13 protein-coding genes and 1 riboswitch are annotated in these 19,166 nt (G+C 69.5%); of the genes, 10 read left to right on the top strand and 3 right to left on the bottom strand.

The window, feature by feature from the left end; translation table 11 throughout:
- The first annotated feature begins 9 nt into the window (after positions 1–9).
- Complete coding sequence (locus KRR26_RS23645; RefSeq protein WP_120203647.1) at positions 10–2,415, top strand: endonuclease MutS2; 2,406 nt, start codon at positions 10–12, stop codon at positions 2,413–2,415.
- Between the two features lie 12 nt (positions 2,416–2,427).
- Here the strand turns inward: KRR26_RS23645 and KRR26_RS23640 are convergent, their stop codons facing one another.
- From KRR26_RS23640 to KRR26_RS23630, 3 genes are all read right to left on the bottom strand, one after another.
- Positions 2,428–4,428, bottom strand: coding sequence for a TonB-dependent receptor plug domain-containing protein (locus KRR26_RS23640; RefSeq protein ID WP_233576721.1), 2,001 nt, complete (start codon positions 4,426–4,428; stop codon positions 2,428–2,430).
- A 108-nt stretch (positions 4,429–4,536) separates the two neighbouring features.
- The gene (locus KRR26_RS23635; RefSeq protein ID WP_217080906.1) at positions 4,537–5,610 is read right to left on the bottom strand and encodes a PEGA domain-containing protein; all 1,074 of its coding nucleotides are present in this window, start codon (positions 5,608–5,610) and stop codon (positions 4,537–4,539) included.
- Between the two features lie 57 nt (positions 5,611–5,667).
- On the bottom strand, positions 5,668–6,852 hold the full coding sequence (locus KRR26_RS23630; RefSeq protein WP_233576720.1) for a serine/threonine-protein kinase: 1,185 nt from the start codon (positions 6,850–6,852) through the stop codon (positions 5,668–5,670).
- Between the two features lie 499 nt (positions 6,853–7,351).
- On the opposite strand from KRR26_RS23630, the gene KRR26_RS23625 reads away from it, so the two are divergent.
- The 9 genes from KRR26_RS23625 (at position 7,352) to KRR26_RS23585 (ending at position 19,094) form a co-directional block, all read left to right on the top strand.
- Positions 7,352–8,548, top strand: a complete 1,197-nt coding sequence (locus KRR26_RS23625) for an OmpP1/FadL family transporter (protein WP_120203640.1) — start codon at positions 7,352–7,354, stop codon at positions 8,546–8,548.
- Between the two features lie 103 nt (positions 8,549–8,651).
- A riboswitch (SAM-I-IV-variant riboswitch) is annotated at positions 8,652–8,771 on the top strand.
- Positions 8,772–9,053: 282 nt separating this feature from the next.
- Complete coding sequence (gene thrA / locus KRR26_RS23620; RefSeq protein ID WP_217080905.1) at positions 9,054–11,549, top strand: bifunctional aspartate kinase/homoserine dehydrogenase I; 2,496 nt, start codon at positions 9,054–9,056, stop codon at positions 11,547–11,549.
- Between the two features lie 10 nt (positions 11,550–11,559).
- Positions 11,560–12,687 (top strand): trans-sulfuration enzyme family protein, encoded by a 1,128-nt coding sequence (locus KRR26_RS23615; RefSeq protein ID WP_217080904.1) that lies wholly within the window; start codon positions 11,560–11,562, stop codon positions 12,685–12,687.
- Entirely contained in the window at positions 12,599–13,753 is a 1,155-nt protein-coding gene (locus KRR26_RS23610) for a trans-sulfuration enzyme family protein (RefSeq protein ID WP_217080903.1), read from the top strand. The genes KRR26_RS23615 and KRR26_RS23610 overlap by 89 nt, the downstream gene beginning before the upstream one ends.
- Positions 13,754–14,006: 253 nt before the next feature.
- Positions 14,007–15,287 carry an OprO/OprP family phosphate-selective porin gene (locus KRR26_RS23605; protein ID WP_217080902.1) on the top strand — a complete coding sequence of 427 codons (1,281 nt, stop codon included), beginning with the start codon at positions 14,007–14,009 and terminating at the stop codon, positions 15,285–15,287.
- Positions 15,288–15,302: 15 nt separating this feature from the next.
- Positions 15,303–16,331 (top strand): sulfate ABC transporter substrate-binding protein, encoded by a 1,029-nt coding sequence (locus KRR26_RS23600; protein ID WP_217080918.1) that lies wholly within the window; start codon positions 15,303–15,305, stop codon positions 16,329–16,331.
- A gap of 10 nt (positions 16,332–16,341) precedes the next feature.
- Entirely contained in the window at positions 16,342–17,181 is an 840-nt protein-coding gene (gene cysT, locus KRR26_RS23595) for a sulfate ABC transporter permease subunit CysT (RefSeq protein WP_120203630.1), read from the top strand.
- A 3-nt stretch (positions 17,182–17,184) separates the two neighbouring features.
- Entirely contained in the window at positions 17,185–18,033 is an 849-nt protein-coding gene (gene cysW / locus KRR26_RS23590) for a sulfate ABC transporter permease subunit CysW (RefSeq protein WP_217080901.1), read from the top strand.
- Positions 18,030–19,094, top strand: coding sequence for a sulfate/molybdate ABC transporter ATP-binding protein (locus tag KRR26_RS23585; protein WP_217080900.1), 1,065 nt, complete (start codon positions 18,030–18,032; stop codon positions 19,092–19,094). The genes cysW and KRR26_RS23585 overlap by 4 nt, the downstream gene beginning before the upstream one ends.
- The last annotated feature ends 72 nt before the right edge of the window (positions 19,095–19,166 follow it).

Genomic DNA, 19,166 nt, shown 5'->3' with positions numbered 1-19,166 from the left:
ATGAAACCCATGACCGTGCAGATTTCCCAAAGGACACTGGAAGACCTCGGCTTCGCGGACGTGCTGCGTGCGCTGGCCCAACGCTGTCGGACCGAGCCGGGCAGGGAGCGCGCCCTTGCCCGCCCCTTCCTCGACTCGGCCGAGGAGGTCACCGAAGCGCTCGCCCTGGTGGCGGAGGCTCGGACGCTCTCCCAGGAGCAGTTCTCCCTGCCGCTGGGTGGCGTGACGGACCTGCGCATCGCCCTGGGGCACACGACCAAGGGCGGTGTGCTCGAGCCCCGGCAGCTCATCGACTCGGCGCAGCTCCTGCTCGCCTTCATCAACAGCCGCGAGGCGCTGGAGGACCGCCGCGAGCGCGTCCCTCGGATGATGGAGATCGCGCGCCAGATGCCCCTGCTCGAATCGCTCGCGCGGCGAATCGATCAGTGCTTCGAGCCAGACGGTGAGATTTCCGACCGGGCCAGCCCCGCCCTGCGCGAGGCCCGGGACCGGACCCGCGGCTTGCACCGCCGCATCAAGTCCCGCCTGGACGAGATGCTCCACGACGAGGGCTTCGTCTCCAAGCTCCGCGAGAACTACTACTCGGTGCGCAATGGCCGGTACGTGGTTCCCGTGGTGTCGAACTACCGCTCGGAGGTGGACGGCATCGTCCACAACGCCAGCCAGACCGGCCAGACGCTCTTCATGGAGCCGCAGGTCATGGTCAGCCTGGGCAACGACCTGGCCATCGCCCAGTCCGAGGTGGCCGAGGAGGAGCTCAAGGTCCTCCAGGAGTTGAGCGGGCACCTCGGGCGCGAGGCGGACCGCATCCTCGAGGGGCTCGCGGCGGTGGCGGAGCTGGATGAGCTGGAGGCCGTGGCCCTGCTCTCCGCCGACCTGGACGCCAACACGCCGGCGTTTGACGGCGTGCGCGAGCTGGAGCTGCGCCTCCTGCGCCACCCTCGGCTGGTCCTCAAGGACATGGACGTGGTGGCCAACGACGTGGCCCTCACCGGCGAGGCGCGGTCCCTGGTGGTCTCGGGCCCCAACGCCGGCGGCAAGACGGTGACGCTCACGGGCGTGGGGCTCTGCGCGCTCATGCTGCGCTCCGCGCTTCCCATCCCCGTGGCAGAGGGCTCGCGGATGCCGCTGTACCGCTCCGTGCACTCCACCGTCGGCGACGCGCAGGACCTCACGCAGGGCCTGTCCACGTTCAGCGCCCACGTGGTGATGCTGCGCGACATCATCGGCGTCGCGGGCGAGGGCTCGCTGGTCCTCATCGATGAAATCGCCGCGGACACCGACCCGCGCGAGGGCGCGGCCATCGCCGTGGCGGTGCTGGAGGAGCTGCTCCAGAAGGACGCGGTGGTGCTCGTCACCACGCACCTGGAGGAGCTCAAGGCCCTGGCGCACATGGACCGGCGCTTCCTCAACGCGCGCGTGGGCTTCGACGCGAAGAAGATGGCGCCCACCTATCGCCTGCAGATCGGCGCGGCGGGCCAGTCCTCCGCCATCGAGGTCGCTGCCCGCGTCGGCCTGCCGGCGCGTGTGTGTGAACGCGCTCGCGAGCTGTCCGTCAACGCAGGGGGCCCGCTCACCAAGGCGCTGGCCGCGGCCGAGGACGAGCGCCGCAAGCTCAACGAGGAGCTAGAGAAGGCCCGCGTGGCCGCGCGCGAAGCCGAGGCCCTGCGCGCCGAGTTGGAGAAGCAGAAGGTCGCGTTCGAGCGCGAGCGCAAGGGCCGGATGATGCAGTTCAACGACGACGTGCACGCCGCCACCGAGCTCGCCACCACCGAGGTGCGCGAGCTGCTCGCGAAGCTGCGGACGTCGCAGAACGAGAAGGCGCTCTCCGAGGCACGCGCCCAGCTCCAGCAGCGCGCGGAGGAGGCCCAGAAGCGCTCCCAGGCCGCCAAGGCCGAGCTGTTCCAGGTCGAGGCCCCTGCCCCGGCGACGCTCAAGGTGGGCGCGTGGGTGCACCACTCGGGGCTCGGCCGCGACGTGGAGATCCTCGAATTGTCGGAGGGCAGCGCGGTGGTGTCCGCGGGCGGCGCGATGAAGATGCGCGTGCCGACGACCGAGTTGTCCGGCTCGCGCACCCGCAAGCCGCAGCAGGCGCGGTTCCCCGAGCGAGCCAAGCAGGAGGCCGTGCTGAAGCGCGCGGCCTCGGCGGCGCCCGCGGAGGTGGAGGCCACGAACTTCCGCTGCGACGTGCGCGGTCACCGCGCGGACGAAGCGCTCACGGAGGTCGAGGCCTTCCTCGACGCGGGCATGCGCCAGGGTGAGGAGGCCGCGGTCATCATCCACGGCCATGGCACCGGCGCGCTCAAGCAGGCCATCCGCGACTATCTGGCCGCGTCGCCGTACATCCGCATGTTCCGCCCGGGCGAGAGCCACGAGGGGGGGGACGGCGTCACCATCGTGGCCCTGCGCTCGTAGCCGCGTGCTCCGCTACCCCTCGAAAGAGGGGTCGTAGAGGTACGTGAGGCGCACGAGGAACTCGCGGGAGAAGACAGGCAGCGGGGCGTGGCCGCCGTTGTACGGCTGCGCCACGCGGAAGTCGGTGCCGAGCAGGTTGTAGACGCCCGCGCCAATCTCCAGCCCCTGCGTGCCCACGTTCTCGGCGCGCAGGAAGCTGTTGAGCAACAGCTGCGTGGGCATCCGCTGCACCGCCGAGACGCCTCGGTCATCCGGGGCCTCCACGGCGTAGCGCTGTCCCACCAGCACCGCGGTCGGGTTGAACGACAGCCACGGCAGCAGCTTGACGCTGGCCGCGAGCGTCGCCTTGTGGGTGGGCATGCCGGTGAAGGTGTTGGCGTTGCCCGGCACCAGGTAGTCCTGCACGTCGTTCTTCCCGGACGGCGTGTAGTACGAGTAGCCGAGCACCGCGCGGCCCCATGTGGCCTTCATCCGGTACTCCAGCTCCACGCCCCGGCTCCCCAGACGTCCCAGGTTGCGGTAGGCCTCCGTGCCGGACTCGGCGTCGTACGAGTAGATGATGGGGTCTCGCACGCCCACGTCGAAGACGTTCGCGCTCACCTGCTGGCCGTCCCCCAGGCGCAGGGTGCCTTCCAGTTCGAACACGGTGGTCCGCTCCGGCGTCACGTGGTCACCCAGGCTGATGTTCTCGATGCCCGGCGCGCGGAAGGCACGGCTGAACAGGGCCTTGCCGCTGAACGCGCCAAAGGAGCGCAGCAGCACGAGGCGCGGCACGAAGGAGTCACCGAAGGCGCTGTGGTGCTCGTAGCGTGCACCGGCCACCACCGTGGCGATGGGGTTGTCCGCGTACACCTCCACGAAGCCCGCCGCGTTGACGTAGGAGACCTGGTCCGCGCCTTCGCCGAACGCCGTCTGGAGGCCCACGCCCGCCGGGCCACGCAGCAGCCCCTCGTCATACGTGACGTCCACGCCGCTCGTGAGCTGGAGCATGTCGATGGGCGCCCAGCGCGCCACCGTCCGTCCGCGGAAGCGCCGCACCTGCTTGTCGTAGAAGAAGTCCGAGGCCTGGTTCGAGTCGCGGTACGGCTCGCCGAGGGTCAGGTTCAGCCGAGGGATGATCTCCAGGCGATCCGTCGGGCGGAAGCGGTCCGTCAGCTCCATGTGCAGCGAGTCGAAGTTCGTCGTCGCCGGCGTGGGGAGCACCTCCTCGAACGCGGCCACGGCCGTGGTGTTGTAGCGCTGATACAGCACGCTCAACTGGAGATCGCGATAGCCGACGCCCGCCTGCACCGTCGTCGGATCCAACCGCGAGTGCCCGCCCATGGTGGCGGAGTTGCCATAGAAGTCATCGAACACCGCGTCGCTGCGCTGCCCCTGCCCCACCGACGCGGAGACGAACGCGCTCAGGCCCGGCGCGCTCTCGAACACCTTGCGCCCGGACAGCGTCAGGCTCCGGCGCCCATTGGCGGACTTCAGCTCACCGTAGGTTCCCGCGAGCATGACGTCCGAGCTGCCCTGGATGCCTCGGGTGATGACGTTGATGACGGCCAGCTCCGCGTTGCCGCCGTAGATGACGGAGCCCGGGCCGCGCACGACCTCGACGCGCTCGATGAGTTCGATGGGGAACTCGTGGCCGAGCTGGATGGTCGAGTAGAGCTGCTCGTTCATCTCCTTGCCGTCGATGAGCAGGAGCACCTTGCCCTCGTGCCCCCAGAGGCCACGGAAGCCCGGGCCCACCGCGCCCTGCACGTCCACGCCGAAGAAGAAGCCCGGCACCTGGAGCAGGACATCCATCAGGTCCCGCGCGCCCGAGGCGCGGATCTCCTCGCCCGTCACCGCGGTGACGACAGCGGGCGAGTCGTGGAGCTTGGTCACCGCGAACGAGGCCACCTGACTGTGGACCTCCGGCTCCTCGGCCTCGCGTTCCATCGTCGGCTCCGTGGACGCGGGCGCGGTGGACTCCTGCGCGGCCGCCTCCAGGGATGCCGACAGCACCAGACTGATCACACCCATAGAACCGCGAAGCCACCCAGGGCTGCTGCGCATGCGAACCTCGGCACTCTGTGTCGGGAAGACGGGACGGACGAGGCCGGCGACCTACGGGCGCGCCGGCACGAAGCGTCAGCGAACGCGAACGGCGGTGCGGCGACCCGGCTCGACCTCGACGGTCATCCGGCGCTTCACTTCGCCATTCACGCGGACTTCGATGCGAGCCGGACCCGCGGGCAGACCATCCGCCGTCACGGGCGGGAAGCCATAGGGCCGGCTGTTGATCCAGATCTCTCCGTAGATGGACGGGGACGTGACATCCAGGTCCCCCTTCCCCGCCACGGCCGCTCGAGCCACGGCCGGCACGGTCTCCGCCGCGGCCGGAGCGGGAGTCGCCACCGCCACGGGAGGACTCGCCGCGGGAGCCGCGGCAGGCACCGCCGCGGGAGGCGGCGTCACGGGAGCCCGAGCGGCCAGCACGGCGGGAGGGCTCGCGGGCGGCAGCTCCGACGAGAGGTCCCGGTTGATCGAGCGGACCGAGTCATCGGGCACGTCGACCGTCTCCTCGAACAGCTTCCGCTCCCCCTGCGCGAGCGCCACGCGGTGCGTTCCCGCGGCCACCGTCACCCGCGCGGGCGTCAGGTCCGTGGCCTTGCCGTCCACCAACACCACCAACCCGGGAGGCGTCGACGTCACCAGCAGCAGGCCGTTGTGTGCAGCCTCCGCCGCGACTGGCACGGGAGCCTCCTCGCGCTGCGCGGAACGAGACGCCAGGCGGACCGCGCGCGTCCGAGCACCACCACGCCCCGGAGGCACGGCGGGTTCATGGGGCGCGCGCGCCGGCTCGGCCGCCTTGCGTGACTGCTCGCGGGTACGCAGATCCGCCGCGATGCGCAGCAACTCCACGAGGTCGCCCTTGTCCTTGCGCAGGCTGAGCGCCTCGGTGAACTCAGACACGGCCTTGTCGTAGTCGCGGTCCTCCAGCGCCGCGAGCCCCGCGGCGCGACGCGCGCGCGCCAGCCCCGCGTTCGCATCCTCGACGGCCGGTGCGGCCACGGGCGCGGAGGGGGCCACCTCGGCCGCGACTGGAGCGGACGGAGGCGGCACTGGAGTCGCGGCGCGGCGCCCACGCACCACCATGTACGCGAGCGCGTTGAACGCCAGGGCGCCCACGAGAATGACCACGATCCACGTCTTCTGTTTCATCAATGTCTCACTCCCGCGCCGCGCCGCCTCACGGGCAAAGGCGGCGGCCCAGGTCGATCAGCCGGCGAAGTACCAGAACAGGGCGGAGCCAATGAGCGCGACGCCCGCGGCCGCCGCGATGCCCCATGGGAATCCCTCGGCCACGGCCATGGACCCGCCCCCCGCCACACCCAGCCCCACCGTCGCGGCCGTGGGCATGCGCCCCCCCGAGCCCGCCGATCCGGGGACCGACGCGGGCTCGAGATCCGGCTCGGGCTCGATCACCGAGCGCGGTGCCGACACGCCGCTCGGCGTGCGCGCGGAGCCCGAGCCGCTTCCGCCCGTACCTCCGGGCTGAGAGCCCTGCGCGGGCATGGCCGGCGCGTGACGCCCCGCCTTGTCCGGGGGGAACAGCGTCGCCATCAGCGAGGCCAGCTCGCGTCCGCCCGAGGTCCAGTTCTGCGCCGACCGATAGCGCTCCAGGTCCTCGTGCAGCTCGCGCGCGGTCTGATAGCGGGCGTTCGGATCCTTCTGGAGCAGCTTCAGGATGATGCGCTCCAGCGCCGGATCGAACCCGGGCACCACGTCCGAGGGGCGCGGCACCTCCGCGTGCGACGCGGCCAGGATGGTTGCCTCCATCGAGTCACGCTTGTAGAGCCGGCGCCCCGTCGACGCCTCGTACAGCACGATCCCCAGGGAGAAAAGATCCGAGCGGTGATCCAACTCGCGGTTGGTGATCTGCTCCGGGGACATGTACGCGTACTTCCCCTTCACCACCCCCGCGACGGTGCGCTCGACGTTGACGCTCGTCTTGACGATGCCGAAGTCCGCCAGCTTGATGATGCCGTCGCGCGACACCAGCACGTTGCCCGGCGTGATGTCCCGGTGCACCAGCCCCAGCGGCGTTCCGTCCGGCAGCGTCTTCGTGTGCGCATACGCCAGCGCGTCCGACAACGCCATGCCCACGTCCACCGCGAGCCGAGGCCCCACCGGCAGCCCCGCCGCGCCCGCGTGCCGCAGCAGCCGGTCGAACGACTGCCCTTGGATGTACTCCATCGCGATGTAGTACTGGCCGTCGATCTTCCCGAAGTCGAAGACCTGCACGATGTTCGGGTGCGTCAGGAGCGCGGCCACCTTCGCCTCGTCCACGAACATCCGGCTGAACGCCTCCAGGTTCGCGTACTCCGGCAACACGCGCTTGATGACGCAGGCCTTGGAGAACCCGTCAGGTCCATCCAGCGTCGCCACGAAGAGGTGCGCCATCCCTCCCGCGGCCAGCTGCTGGACTATCCTGTATTTCCCGAAATGAGTTTCGGGCGCTGGAGATGCTGTCGCGTTCCTATCCAACTTTTACCCCGAGACCAGAACTGGAAATTCGAGGAAGATACAGACGCACTTCAGGGTTCACAAGTTTACGCCCGCACTTCAACGAGAATTTCAGCTTAATCAGACTTGTGCACGCCTGATACCTGCTGGGTCTCTCGGAATTGTCCGGTTCTGGACCGGAAGCACTGGAGCCGCGGCGAGCCTGTCTCTCGGCCAGAGCTGTCCGGGAATCCAATGACAGTCATCGCGGGGCGGGCGGTGATACGGCGTGAGCCTGTCTCACCGCGTCACTCACAGGTCGAGTTGGACCCGCATTGTCCGAGCAGGCGAACAGGCTACCGTTCGTCTGTTCCGCGCCCGCGCACGGTCTCCGGCAGTCCGAGTCTCCCGTGCAACCTCACCCTCCTGCGCGTGGCCGGGACCAGAGGATGCACACATGAAGAAGTACGTCTCCCTCGCGACCCTGCTCCTCGCCGGCGGCAGTCAGGCTGCTGGCTTCGCCAACACCACCCACACCGCCCGAGCCACCGGCATGGCCAGCGCCATGACGGCGCACGTCCAGGATGCCTCGTCCGTAGCGTTCAACCCCGCGGGTCTCTCCGCGCTGACGACATATGATCTGGAAGTGGGTGGCAGCGCCGTCATCCCCGTGGCGAACCTCACGCCGCAGGGCTCCAACACCGCGGAGGCCACGAAGTTCGCCGTCTCGCCGCCGCCGCACCTGTTCGCCGCGTTCCCGCTGACGCAGGGGCTGGTGGCGGGCGTGGGCGTGTACACCCCGTATGGCGCCGCGCTGGAGTGGAAGGACGGCTTCTCCGGCCGCTTCGTGGCCACGTACTCGCAGATGGCCACGTTCAACCTCAACCCCACGCTGGCCTACGCGGCCACGGACTGGCTGCGCGTGGGCGTGGGCGCGGACATCCTCTACGGCATGCTGAAGATTCGTCAGCGCGTCCCGCTGCCGACGAACACCGAGGCGGGCGCGAGCATCTCCGGTGACGACGTCGCGTTCGGATTCAACGCGGGCGTGCAGGCGGACCTGGTGAAGAACAAGCTGTCCGCGGGCATCACCTACCGCAGCGCCACCACGCTCGACTTCAAGGGCGACGCGGAGTTCAGCGACGTCCCCGAGCCCCTCCAGGCCGCCTTCGCCAAGCAGGGCGTGCGGGTGAGCATGCCCATGCCGCAGTCGATGGGCCTGGGGCTGGCCTACCATCCGGTCGATCGCATGACGATCGCCGCCGACGCCACCTGGTGGAACTGGTCGCGCCTGCAGAGCCTGAACCTCGAGTTCGACAACGCGGCGTTCAGCACGAGCCAGCCCAAGAACTGGCACAACCGCTGGTCCTTCGACCTGGGCGCCGAGTACGCCGTGACGCCCGCGGTCACCGTGCGCGCGGGCGTGGGCTATGACCCGACGCCCATCCCGGACGCCACGCTCACCCCGGAGCTGCCGGACTCGGATCGCTACCAGGGCGCGCTGGGAGTGACCTATGGCATCGGCAAGCTGTCGCTGACGGCGGGCTACCAGCTGCTCCTGTTCGCGAAGAAGGAGAGCACCACGCCCGCGCTGCCCGGCACGTACACGGGCTCGCTGCACGTGCTGACCTTCACGCTCGGCTACCACGGCTAATCCCTCTCGCTGACGCGGTGAGCTGAACCCGGGGCCGCCCGGGGCCATCTGGCCCTGGCGCGGCCCTTGTCTTGACAAGTGATGCCCTTCAAGGGCTATATGCGCGCAACATCAAGAGCGGCCTCGCTTGCGCGGGTGCCCGACAACCTGGAGACGGACCTCCAAGGTGTCCAAATGATGCGGCCCGGGAGAAGTGATTCCGCGGGCAATCCAAGCGTCCGAAGCCAGGGCCCTCGCCCCATGCTTCGGTGAGAGAGTCTCGCCGTGGTTCACGCGCCTCGACAGACGACGGTCCCCCGCCCCGCTCAGGGTTGTTGCTCGCGCTGTCGCGCGGGGTCGGCGCGAATGCGTCAGCCCTGGCTCGCGCGCTAGGGCTTCGCGTCTATCCCTCTCACGTCTGTCGTTGGCTTCGAGCCCGCTCGCGCGTCCGCGCGCGGTGACGGCGAGCCATTCCCTTTCAATTCCTATCGACGCTCGTCAGCGGGCGTCTGTCTTGGGTTCAGTCATGAACAGTCCTCGGTTCAGGGTCATGAAGTTCGGCGGCTCGTCGGTGGGTTCTCCCCCTCGGCTGCGACAGGTGGTGCAGCTCATCGCGCAGCACTCGCGGAGCGGCCCGCTGGCCGTGGTGGTCTCCGCCATGGGAGACACCACGGACTGGCTGCTGGAGGCAGCGAGCCTCGCGGCGGCCGGCAACCTGGAAGGTGCGCGCGCGGTGCTCTGGCGCATCACCGAGCTGGCGAAGAGCAACGTCGCCGCGCTCCATCCCTCCCCCAGCACGGCCCTCGCGGCGCGCATCGACCTCTTGCTCGCGCCGCTTCAGCTCCTGCTGCAAGGCATCGCGCTCACCCGCGAGTGTTCCCCGGCATCGAAGGACCGGGTGCTGTCCTATGGAGAGCTGCTCACCTCCACGGTGCTGCCGGAGCTGCTCCAGGCCGCGGGTGTGGAGTCACGCTTCTGTGACTCGCGTGCGCTCATCGTGACGGATGACCGGTTCGGCGCCGCGAGAGTGGACGTGGAGCGGACCCGGGCGTTCATCCAGGAGGCCGCGCACACGTGGGGCAACGCGGTGCCCGTCCTCCCCGGGTTCATCGCGGCGACGCCGGATGGGCGCACCACCACGCTGGGGCGCAACGGCTCGGACTACACCGCCGCGCTCGTGGCGCAGGGCCTCGCGGCCTCCGAGGTCACCGTGTGGACGGACGTGCTCGGCCTGCACACCGCGGATCCCGACCTCGTGGCGGATGCGTACCCGGTCGCGCACCTCACGCACGGCGAGGGCCTGGAGCTGGCCGCGGTGGGCGTGCGCATGCTGCACGCGCGCACCATGATTCCGCTCATCGAGTCCGGAATCCCGCTGCGGATCCGCAACACGATGTCGCCCGAGCACCCCGGCACGCTCATCGACGCCGTGGGTTCGCTCGATGGCCAGCGCCCCACCTGTATCGCCACGCGTGAGGACCTCGCCCTCCTCGACATCGAGGTGCGCAAGCTGTCCGACCAGTTCCAGCTCGGAGAGCGGGCGCTGTCCGCGCTGCGACAGGCGGACGTCACCGTGTGGATGACGGCGCAGTCGTCCAACGGGCAGTCCATCGCCGTGGTGGTTCCTCGCCCCGACGCGGAGCGGGCCCGGACGGCGCTGGAGTCCGAGCTGGCGCAAGAGCTCGCCCGTCGCGAGGTGGAGCCGCTGAAGATTCGCCAGCCCGTCACGTTGCTGACGCTCGTGGCCGAGGCGATGGGTCACGGCGTCAACGTGGCCGGCCGCTTCTTCCGTGCGCTGGGCGGCGTGGGCGTCAACGTGAAGGCCATCGCGCAGGGCGCCAGCTCGCGCTCCATCTCGTGCGTCGTCGATGCCTCGGACACGGCCATCGCGGTGCGCACCACGCACGCGGCCTTCAACCTCGCGCACCAACAGGTCAGCGTCTTCCTGCTGGGCAAGGGGACGGTGGGCGGGCAGCTCCTCGCGCAGCTTCGCGCCCAGGAGGCCCAGCTCCGGGAGCGCCATGGCATCGCGCTTCGCGTGGTGGGAATCGCGGACAGCCGTCGCGCGGTGTTCGACGCGCGCGGCCTGCCACTCGACCGCATCGAGGACCGCCTCTCGGGAGGAGACGCGCGCGAGGCCGGGCTCTCGCGGCTCGTCCCGCTGTTGGAGGAGCTGCGCCGGCAGCCCGTGCCCATCCTCGTGGACTGCACGGCCGCCGCGGGCATGGAGGCCGTCTACACGCAGGCGTTCCAGCGCGGCATTCACGTGGTGGCGGCCAACAAGAAGCCGCTCGCCCTGCCCTGGGCCGAGCACGAGCAGCTCCTCGCCGAAGCCCAGCGGCACCACGTGGCCTACCACTACGAGACGACGGTGGGCGCCAGCCTGCCCGTCATCGAGACGTTGTCGAACCTCGTGCGCACGGGCGACACGGTGCGGCTCATCACCGCGTCGCTGTCCGGAACACTCGGCTATCTGTGCAACGAGTTGATGGCGGGGGTCCCGCTGTCCGTCGCGGTGCGCACGGCGCGCGAGCGCGGCTTCACCGAGCCGGATCCACGGGATGACCTCAGCGGCATCGACGTCGCGCGCAAGGCGCTCATCCTCGCGCGCGAGTTGGGCCTGCCGCTCTCGCTCTCGGACGTAGCGCTGGAGTCCTTCGTTCCCGCCGACCTGTGCACAGCGCCCGTGGACGTGCTCCATAAGGGACTGGAGGCGCTGGATGGAACCTATTCAGAGAAGGTGGCCCGCTGCCGGCAGACCGGAACCGTGCTGCGCTATCTGGCGCGCATCGCCCCGGGCCGCTCTGGAGAGGGCCCCATCATCCGCGTGGGCCCCACGGTGGTGGAGGCGGGCCAGCCCGCGGCGGATCTCCGCGGCGCCGAGTCCCTCATCTCTTTCACCACCACGCGCCACAGCGACTACCCGCTCACGGTGCGCGGCGCGGGCGCGGGCGGCGCGGTGACCGCCTCCGGCCTCCTGGCCGACATCCTCCGCATCTCCCAGACCCTCCGCGGTCGCTGAAGGAGCCCCCATGAAGCTCGCCACGGCAGTCGTTCACGCAGGCGTCCGGCGCGATCCCTCCACCGGCGCCGTCGCCGTCCCCATCTACCAATCCGCCACCTTCCAGCACCCGGCGCTCGGGCAGTCCACGGGCTACGACTACTCGCGCACGCGCAACCCCACGCGCTCCGCGTTGGAAGAGGCCATCGCGCGCCTGGAGGGCGGCAGCCGCGGACTGGCCTTCTCCTCCGGCATGGCTGCCATCCACTGTGCGCTCCAACTCCTGGGGCCCGATGACCATCTGGTGCTGACCGAGGACCTCTACGGCGGGACGTATCGGCTCGTGGAGAACATCCTCCAGCGGCGCTGTACCTACGTCGACACCAGTCGCCCCGAAGCGGTGCGCGCGGCCCTGCGTCCCAACACCAAGGCCGTGCTGGTGGAGTCCCCCACCAACCCGGTGATGCGCACGGCGGACATCCCGGTCCTCGCGAACCTCGCGCACGAGGCTGGCGCGCTGCTCGTCGTGGACAACACGTTCCTCACGCCCTGTCTCCAGCGTCCGTTGGAGCTGGGCGCGGATCTGGTCGTCCACAGCGCCACCAAGTATCTGTCGGGCCACAACGACGTCGTCGCGGGCGCGCTCGTCGCGAAGGACGCGGCGCTCGGCGAGCGGCTGGCGTACTTCCAGAACGGCATCGGGGCCATCCTCGGGCCACAAGACTCCTACCTCGTGATTCGCGGGCTGAAGACGCTCGCGCTCCGTATGGAGCGCCATCAGGCCAACGCGCGTGAGGTGGCCGGTTGGCTCGCCTCGCATCCGCTCGTGGAGCGCGTCTTCTATCCAGGCGTGGGCGGCATGTTGTCCTTCACCGTCACCGACGCGGCGCTCGTGCCGCGCGTGCTCGCCTCCGTGCGCTTGTGTCTCTTCGCCGAGTCGCTCGGCGGCGTCGAGACGCTCATCACCTATCCGGCCACCCAGACGCACGCCGACATCCCCGCGGCCCGTCGCGAGGAGCTGGGAATCACTGACCGCCTGCTGCGCCTCTCCGTGGGAATCGAGGACGTCCATGACATCATTGCCGACCTTTCCGAAGCGCTCGCCGGAGCCCACACGTTGCGAGAGCTTCGCCACGCGCCTCTTGCACACGGGTCATGAGCTAGATCCGACGACGGGCGCGGCGGCCGTGCCCATCTACCAGGTGTCGATGTTCGATCAGCCGAGCCTGGACCAGCCCGGCGAGTTCGACTACGCGCGCTCGGGGAACCCCACGCGGCGGGCGCTCGAAGGCGTGCTCGCCAGCCTCGATGAGGCCGCGGGTGCGTTCGCGTTCGGCTCGGGCATGGCGGCGGTCTCCACCGTGCTGATGTTGTTCAGCGCGGGCGACCACCTCGTCGTCACCGACGACTGTTACGGCGGCACCTATCGCGTGCTCACGCGGGTGTTCCGGCGCTTCGGGCTGGACGCCACCTTCGTGGACACGAGCAACCCCGCGGCGGTGCGGGCCGCCGTCCGCCCCAACACGCGCGCCCTGCTCGTGGAGACGGTCAGCAACCCGTTCCTCCGGCGCACCGACGTGCCCGCCATGGCGGAGATCGCCCGCCAGAACAAGGCGCTGCTCATCGTCGACAACACATTCCTGTCGCCCTACCTCTCGCGCCCGATCACCGAGGGCGCGGACATCGTCGTCCACTCCGCGACGAAGTACCTGGGGGGGCACAGCGATGTCGTCGCGGGCTCGGTGGCGGTGAGGACTCCCGCACTCGCGCAGGAGATCTACTTCCTCCAGAACGCGGTGGGCGCGGTGCTCGGTCCGCAGGACTGCTTCCTCCTCCAGCGCGGCATCAAGACGCTTCAGGTCCGAATGGAGCGGCAGGTGCGCACCGCCTCGGCGTTGGCGCAGTGGCTCGAGGAGCGGCCTGAGGTTCGCGAGGTCTTCTATCCCGGCACTGGCGCGGTGGTGTCATTCCGCCTCGCGCGAGACGCCATGGCCGCGCCGTTCGTGCAGAACCTGCGACTGCCGCTGCTCGGTGTCTCGCTGGGTGCGGTGGAGAGCATCGTCACGGTGCCTGCTCGCCACTCGCATGCGTCGGTCCCAGCAGCGGAGCGAGAGCGCCGCGGCATCACCGAGGGCCTCATCCGATTCTCCGTAGGGCTGGAGGACCTGGGAGACCTGAGTGAAGACCTCGCCTTGGCCTTCGAGGCGGCACGTCATGTCGCGTGATGAACAGGGCAGGGCATTGACAGCCGTGAACTCCACAGGCAACGTGTTCCTGCTCATGCGAACCCCCACCACCCCCCTCGCCTCGTGTTGCTGTCAGGCACCTTGGGTGGGCGTGTGTCCGCCGGTGGCCTGAGCGCTATCGGCTGAGCTGACACGAAAGCCCACCCCCGGAAGGGAGGTGGGCTTTTGAGTTTCCAGGACCGGATCTCACCCACCGCCCCTTCGCTGCCCCGTCTCGTCACGAGGTCAACGAATGGCATCCACGACGCGTCTCGCAATCCCTCTCGTCCTGGGAGGACTTCTCTCCCCGCTCAGCGCCCACGCCGAAGGCGACCCGCCCGAGGCCCCACCCGCGGTCACCGTCCAGGCAGGCTCGGACGGCTTCACCCTCACCTCCGCCGACAAAGCCTTTCAGCTCAAGCTGCGCGGCTATCTCCAGACAGACGGCCGCTTCTTCGCGAGCCACGCGGACAAACCCGGCGCCACCACGTTCCTCATCCGGCGCGCACGGCCCATCGTGGAGGGCACGCTCTTCGGCGCGTTCGACTTCCGATTGATGCCGGACTTCGGCGCCGGGACGGTCCAACTCTTCGACGCCTACCTGGACTTCCACCCCGCCAAGGAGGTGCGGCTGCGTGCGGGCAAGTTCAAGCCGCCCGTGGGACTGGAGCGGCTCCAGAGCGCGACGAACACCGTCTTCATCGAGCGCGCCCTGCCCACGGATCTCGTGCCCAACCGAGACGTGGGCCTGCAAGTCCACGGTGAGCTGCACGGGGGTGTGCTCACCTACGCGGTGGCGGCCTTCAATGGCACAGCGGACGGAGCCAGCGCCGACACCAACCTGGATGACAGTTTCGACATCGCCGCGCGCGTGTTCGCCCAGCCCTTCCGCGCGGGGGGGCCGAGCGTCCTGAAGGGACTCGGGGTCGGCATCGCCGCATCGCAGGGACAACAGTTCGGGGCCACCGCGAGCACGGGCGTCGCGCCGCTTCGCACGGTGGGACAGCAGACCTTCTTCAGCTACCGCGCGGGCGCGCTGGCCGACGACACCGCCATCGCCCACGGAGACCACTTCCGCCTTTCGCCACAGGGGTACTTCTACGCGGGCCCGGTGGGCCTGCTGGCCGAGTACGTCACCTCCACCCAAGCCGTCAGCCGCGGCACGGAGCGCGCGCGGCTCCGCAATCAAGCGTGGCAGGTCACCGCGAGCGCGGTGGTGCTCGGCGGCGCGCCGTCATTCGAGGGCGTGCGGCCCCCTCATCCCTTGCGCCCCTCGGAAGGCGCGTGGGGCGCGGTCGAACTGGCGGGCCGGTACCACACGCTCACCGTCGACTCCGACGCCTTCCCCCTCTACGCGGATCCGAACAAGTCCGCTCGCGCCGCGCGGAGCTGGGGGGTGGCCGCCAACTGGTACCTCAACGCCAACGCGCGCCTCGCCGCGGACTTCGACCACACCACTTTCGACGGCGGCGCCCCTGATGCGGACCGGACGCCCGAGTCCGTCTTCCTCTCTCGCTTCCAGCTCAGCTGGTGAAAGGCCGTGACTCCCATGCATCCACGCCACGTCTTGCCGCTCCTCTTGCTGCTCTCGCTCGGCGGCTGCTCCAAGGCCGGAGGCGACGGCTCCAACGGGGAGACCGTCACGCTGCTGAACGTGTCCTATGACCCGACCCGCGAACTCTACGAAGACTTCAACGCCGCGTTCGCGAAGCATTGGGAGGCCAGCCAGGGGCGGAAGCTCACGGTGCAGCAGTCGCACGGTGGCTCCGGAAAGCAGGCGCGGGCCGTCATCGACGGACTCGAAGCGGATGTGGTGACGCTCGCGCTCGCGTACGACGTGGACATGCTCCACGACAAGGCGAACCTCCTGCCGACGGACTGGCAGACCCGCCTGCCGAACAACAGCGCGCCCTACACCTCCACCATCGTGTTCGTGGTGCGCAAGGGCAACCCCAAGAACATCCGCGACTGGGACGATCTCACGCGAGACGGCGTGTCCGTCATCACGCCCAACCCCAAGACGTCGGGTGGCGCGCGGTGGAACTACCTCGCGGCGTGGGGCTATGCGCTGCGCAAGCCAGGCGGCACCGAGGACTCGGCGCGCGCCTTCGTGTCACGCCTCTTCAAGAATGTCCCCGTGCTCGACTCAGGAGCCCGAGGCTCCACCACGACCTTCGCCGAGCGCGGCCTGGGTGACGTGCTCATCGCCTGGGAGAACGAAGCCCTCCTCCTGACGCACGAGGTGGGCAAGGAGCGGTTCGACATCGTCGCCCCCTCGGTGAGCATCCTCGCCGAGCCGCCCGTGGCCCTGGTCGATCGCAACGCGGACAAGCGCGGGACGCGCGCGGTGGCCGAGGCGTATCTGCGCTACCTCTACTCCGACGAGGGACAGGAGATCGCCGCGCGCCATCACTACCGGCCGCGCTCGCAGACGGTGGCGGCGAAGCACGCGCAGGACTTCCCCGCCGTCACACTCTTCACCATCGACGAGGCATTCGGCGGCTGGCGCAAGGCGCAGAAGGCCCACTTCGACGACGGCGGTGAGTTCGACCGGTTCTCCGTCGCCCAGGCCCGATGAGCCCCACGCCATGAGCACGTCCGCGCGCAGACGCATCCTCCCCGGCTTCGGCCTGTCGCTGGGAATGACCTGGGCCTGGCTGGGCCTGTTGGTCATCGTTCCCCTCTCCGGCCTCGTCTTCCAGAGCCTCAACCTGTCGTGGGAGCGGTTCTGGGAGACCGTGGCCTCGCCTCGCGCGTTCGCGGCCTATCGACTGAGCTTCGGCGCATCCCTCGCGGCGGCGCTCATCAACGCGGTCTTCGGACTGCTCGTGGCGTGGGTTCTCGTGCGCTATCGCTTCCCAGGCCGTGCGTGGGTGGACGCGTTGGTGGACCTGCCCTTCGCGCTCCCCACGGCCGTCGCAGGGCTGACGCTGACCACGCTCTACGCCTCGCATGGCGTCTATGGGCGGTACCTGGAGGCGCTGGGCTTGAAGGTGGCCTTCACGCCCCTGGGCGTCGCCATCGCGTTGACCTTCATCGGGCTGCCCTTCGTCGTGCGCACGGTACAGCCCGTGCTGGAGGACTTGGATCCCGAGGTAGAGGAAGCCGCGACGACGCTCGGCGCGACGCCGTGGCAGACGTTCTCGCGCGTCGTCTTTCCCCACGTGCTCCCAGCGCTGCTCAGCGGCTTCACCCTCGCGTTCGCGCGAGCGCTGGGCGAGTACGGCTCCATCGTCTTCATCTCCGGCAACATGCCCATGCGCACGGAGATCGTCCCGCTGCTCATCGTCACGCGGCTGGAGCAATACGACTACGCGGGCGCCACCGCGCTCGCGCTCGTGATGCTCGTCACGTCGTTCACGCTCTTGCTGACCGTCAACCTCCTCCAGCGCTGGAGCCAGCGTCGGCTCGAGTCCCGCCCCGGGTAACCCATGCACGTCGCCACCTTCACGCCGCGCCATGCGACCCGCTCCCTCGCGAGCCCGGCCCTCCTGAAGTGGGGCCTCATCGCGACCGCGCTCGGGTTCCTGGGCGTGTTCCTCTTCGTCCCGCTGATCGCCGTCTTCTCGTACGCCTTCCAGAAGGGCGCGGACGCGTGGTTCGCGGCCATCCGCACCCCCGAGTCACTCGCGGCCATCCGGCTCACCCTCACCGCCGCGCTCATCTCGGTCCCCATCAACCTCGTCTTCGGGCTGGCCGCCTCCTGGCTCATCGCGCGCTTCCAGTTCCCCGGGCGCGCCCTGCTCCTCACGTTGATCGACCTGCCCTTCAGCATCTCGCCGGTCATCGCGGGCCTCCTCTTCGTCCTCCTCTTCGGACGGCATGGCGGGCTGGGCCCATGGCTCATCGAGCACGGCCACCCCGTCCTCTTCGCGGTGCCCGGCATCGTGCTGGCCACGCTCTTCGTCACCTTTCCCTTCGTGGCGCGCGAAGTGTTGCCCGTCCTTCAGGCACAGGGCTGCGACGAAGAGGAAGCCGCCCTGACGTTGGGCGCGAGCGGCTGGCGCACGTTCCTTCAGGTCACCGTCCCGAAGGTGAAGTGGGGCGTGCTCTACGGCGTCATCCTCTGCAACGCGCGCGCGATGGGTGAGTTCGGCGCGGTGTCCGTCGTCTCCGGACACGTGCGCGGCGTGACGACCACGCTGCCGCTGCACGCGGAGATTCTCTACAACGAATACGACTTCGTCGGCGCGTTCGCCGTGGCCTCGCTGCTGACCCTGCTCGCGCTCGCCACGCTCGTCATCAAGAAGTACGTGGAATGGAGGGCTGACGCCCCATGAGTGTCATCGTCGAACACCTGACCAAGCACTTCACTCGGAGCCATCTGCCCGCCGTCGCGGACGTCTCATTTCGCGCGCCCACGGGTGCCATCACGTCGCTTCTGGGCCCCTCCGGCGCGGGCAAGTCCACGCTGCTCCGACTCATCGCGGGCCTGGAGATCGCGGACGCAGGAGCCATCCACATCGACGGCGTGGACTGTACGGGGCTCCCCGCGCAGCAGCGCGGCGTGGGCGTCGTGTTCCAGAGCTACGCGCTGTTCCGTCACATGACGGTGCGGCAGAACATCGCCTTCGGGTTGGAGTTAAGGCGCATTCCCCGTGCGCAGGTCGCCACGCGCGTGGAGGAGATGCTCTCGCTCGTGCAGTTGGATGACCTGGGAGAGCGCCTCCCGGGCCAGCTCTCTGGCGGCCAGCGGCAGCGCGTCGCGTTCGCCCGGGCGCTCGCCATCCAGCCGCGGCTGCTCCTCCTGGACGAGCCCTTCGGGGCGCTCGACACCCGCGTCCGCGTGGAGCTGCGCGAGTGGCTGCATGCGCTGCATGTCCGCACGGGCATCACCACGCTCCTCGTCACGCATGATCAGGAAGAGGCCTTGGAGATCTCCCAGCATGTGGTCGTGATGTCGGGAGGACAGGTCGCGCAGGCGGGGCCTCCCGAGGACATCTATGACCGGCCGACCACCCCATTCGTCGCGTCCTTCGTGGGAGGCACCAGCATCCTCCGAGGTCGGGTGCGCGAGGGCCGCGCGGAGATGGGCTCGCTCGTGGTGAGCGCCCCCGAGGCCGCCCGCGAAGGCGAGCCTGTGCACGCCTTCGTGCGTCCGCATGACATCAAGCTCGCGAGGACACCGGTGGGATTGGGACATCCCGAAGGCGCCAGCCGCGTGCAGCGCCTGAAGCCCGTGGGTGGCTACGTGAAGGTGCTCCTGCGCCTGCCCACCGGCGACGAGCTGGCGGTGGAGGTCCCACGCTCGGAGTTCGAGGCGCTGGGCGTGGTCGAAGGCGACTCGGTCCTCGCGGACGTCCGCTCCGCGAGGGTCTTCGTTGGCGACTACGCCATCTGAGCCGCCATGCACCGCGCCGTCCCCACATTGACGAAGCGCAAGGGATGAACGTACCGTGCACGCCGATGCAAA

Source organism: Citreicoccus inhibens (genome assembly GCF_019039035.1).
Taxonomy (GTDB): Bacteria; Myxococcota; Myxococcia; order Myxococcales; family Myxococcaceae; genus Citreicoccus; species Citreicoccus inhibens.
Note: the sequence above shows the minus strand (reverse complement) of the source record. Positions and strands in the feature narration are given on the sequence as shown.

Bases quoted from the DNA above. Each gene is read 5' to 3' on its own strand.
- cysW (WP_217080901.1), top strand. From the start codon at position 17,185: ATGCACGTCGCCACCTTCACGCCGCGCCATGCGACCCGCTCCCTCGCG.
- KRR26_RS23605 (WP_217080902.1), top strand. From the start codon at position 14,007: ATGGCATCCACGACGCGTCTCGCAATCCCTCTCGTCCTGGGAGGACTT.
- KRR26_RS23610 (WP_217080903.1), top strand. From the start codon at position 12,599: ATGACATCATTGCCGACCTTTCCGAAGCGCTCGCCGGAGCCCACACGT.
- KRR26_RS23640 (WP_233576721.1), bottom strand. From the start codon at position 4,428: ATGGGTGTGATCAGTCTGGTGCTGTCGGCATCCCTGGAGGCGGCCGCG.
- cysT (WP_120203630.1), top strand. From the start codon at position 16,342: ATGAGCACGTCCGCGCGCAGACGCATCCTCCCCGGCTTCGGCCTGTCG.
- KRR26_RS23600 (WP_217080918.1), top strand. From the start codon at position 15,303: ATGCATCCACGCCACGTCTTGCCGCTCCTCTTGCTGCTCTCGCTCGGC.
- thrA (WP_217080905.1), top strand. From the start codon at position 9,054: ATGAACAGTCCTCGGTTCAGGGTCATGAAGTTCGGCGGCTCGTCGGTG.
- KRR26_RS23635 (WP_217080906.1), bottom strand. From the start codon at position 5,610: ATGAAACAGAAGACGTGGATCGTGGTCATTCTCGTGGGCGCCCTGGCG.
- KRR26_RS23630 (WP_233576720.1), bottom strand. From the start codon at position 6,852: ATGGCGCACCTCTTCGTGGCGACGCTGGATGGACCTGACGGGTTCTCC.
- KRR26_RS23645 (WP_120203647.1), top strand. From the start codon at position 10: ATGACCGTGCAGATTTCCCAAAGGACACTGGAAGACCTCGGCTTCGCG.
- KRR26_RS23615 (WP_217080904.1), top strand. From the start codon at position 11,560: ATGAAGCTCGCCACGGCAGTCGTTCACGCAGGCGTCCGGCGCGATCCC.
- KRR26_RS23585 (WP_217080900.1), top strand. From the start codon at position 18,030: ATGAGTGTCATCGTCGAACACCTGACCAAGCACTTCACTCGGAGCCAT.
- KRR26_RS23625 (WP_120203640.1), top strand. From the start codon at position 7,352: ATGAAGAAGTACGTCTCCCTCGCGACCCTGCTCCTCGCCGGCGGCAGT.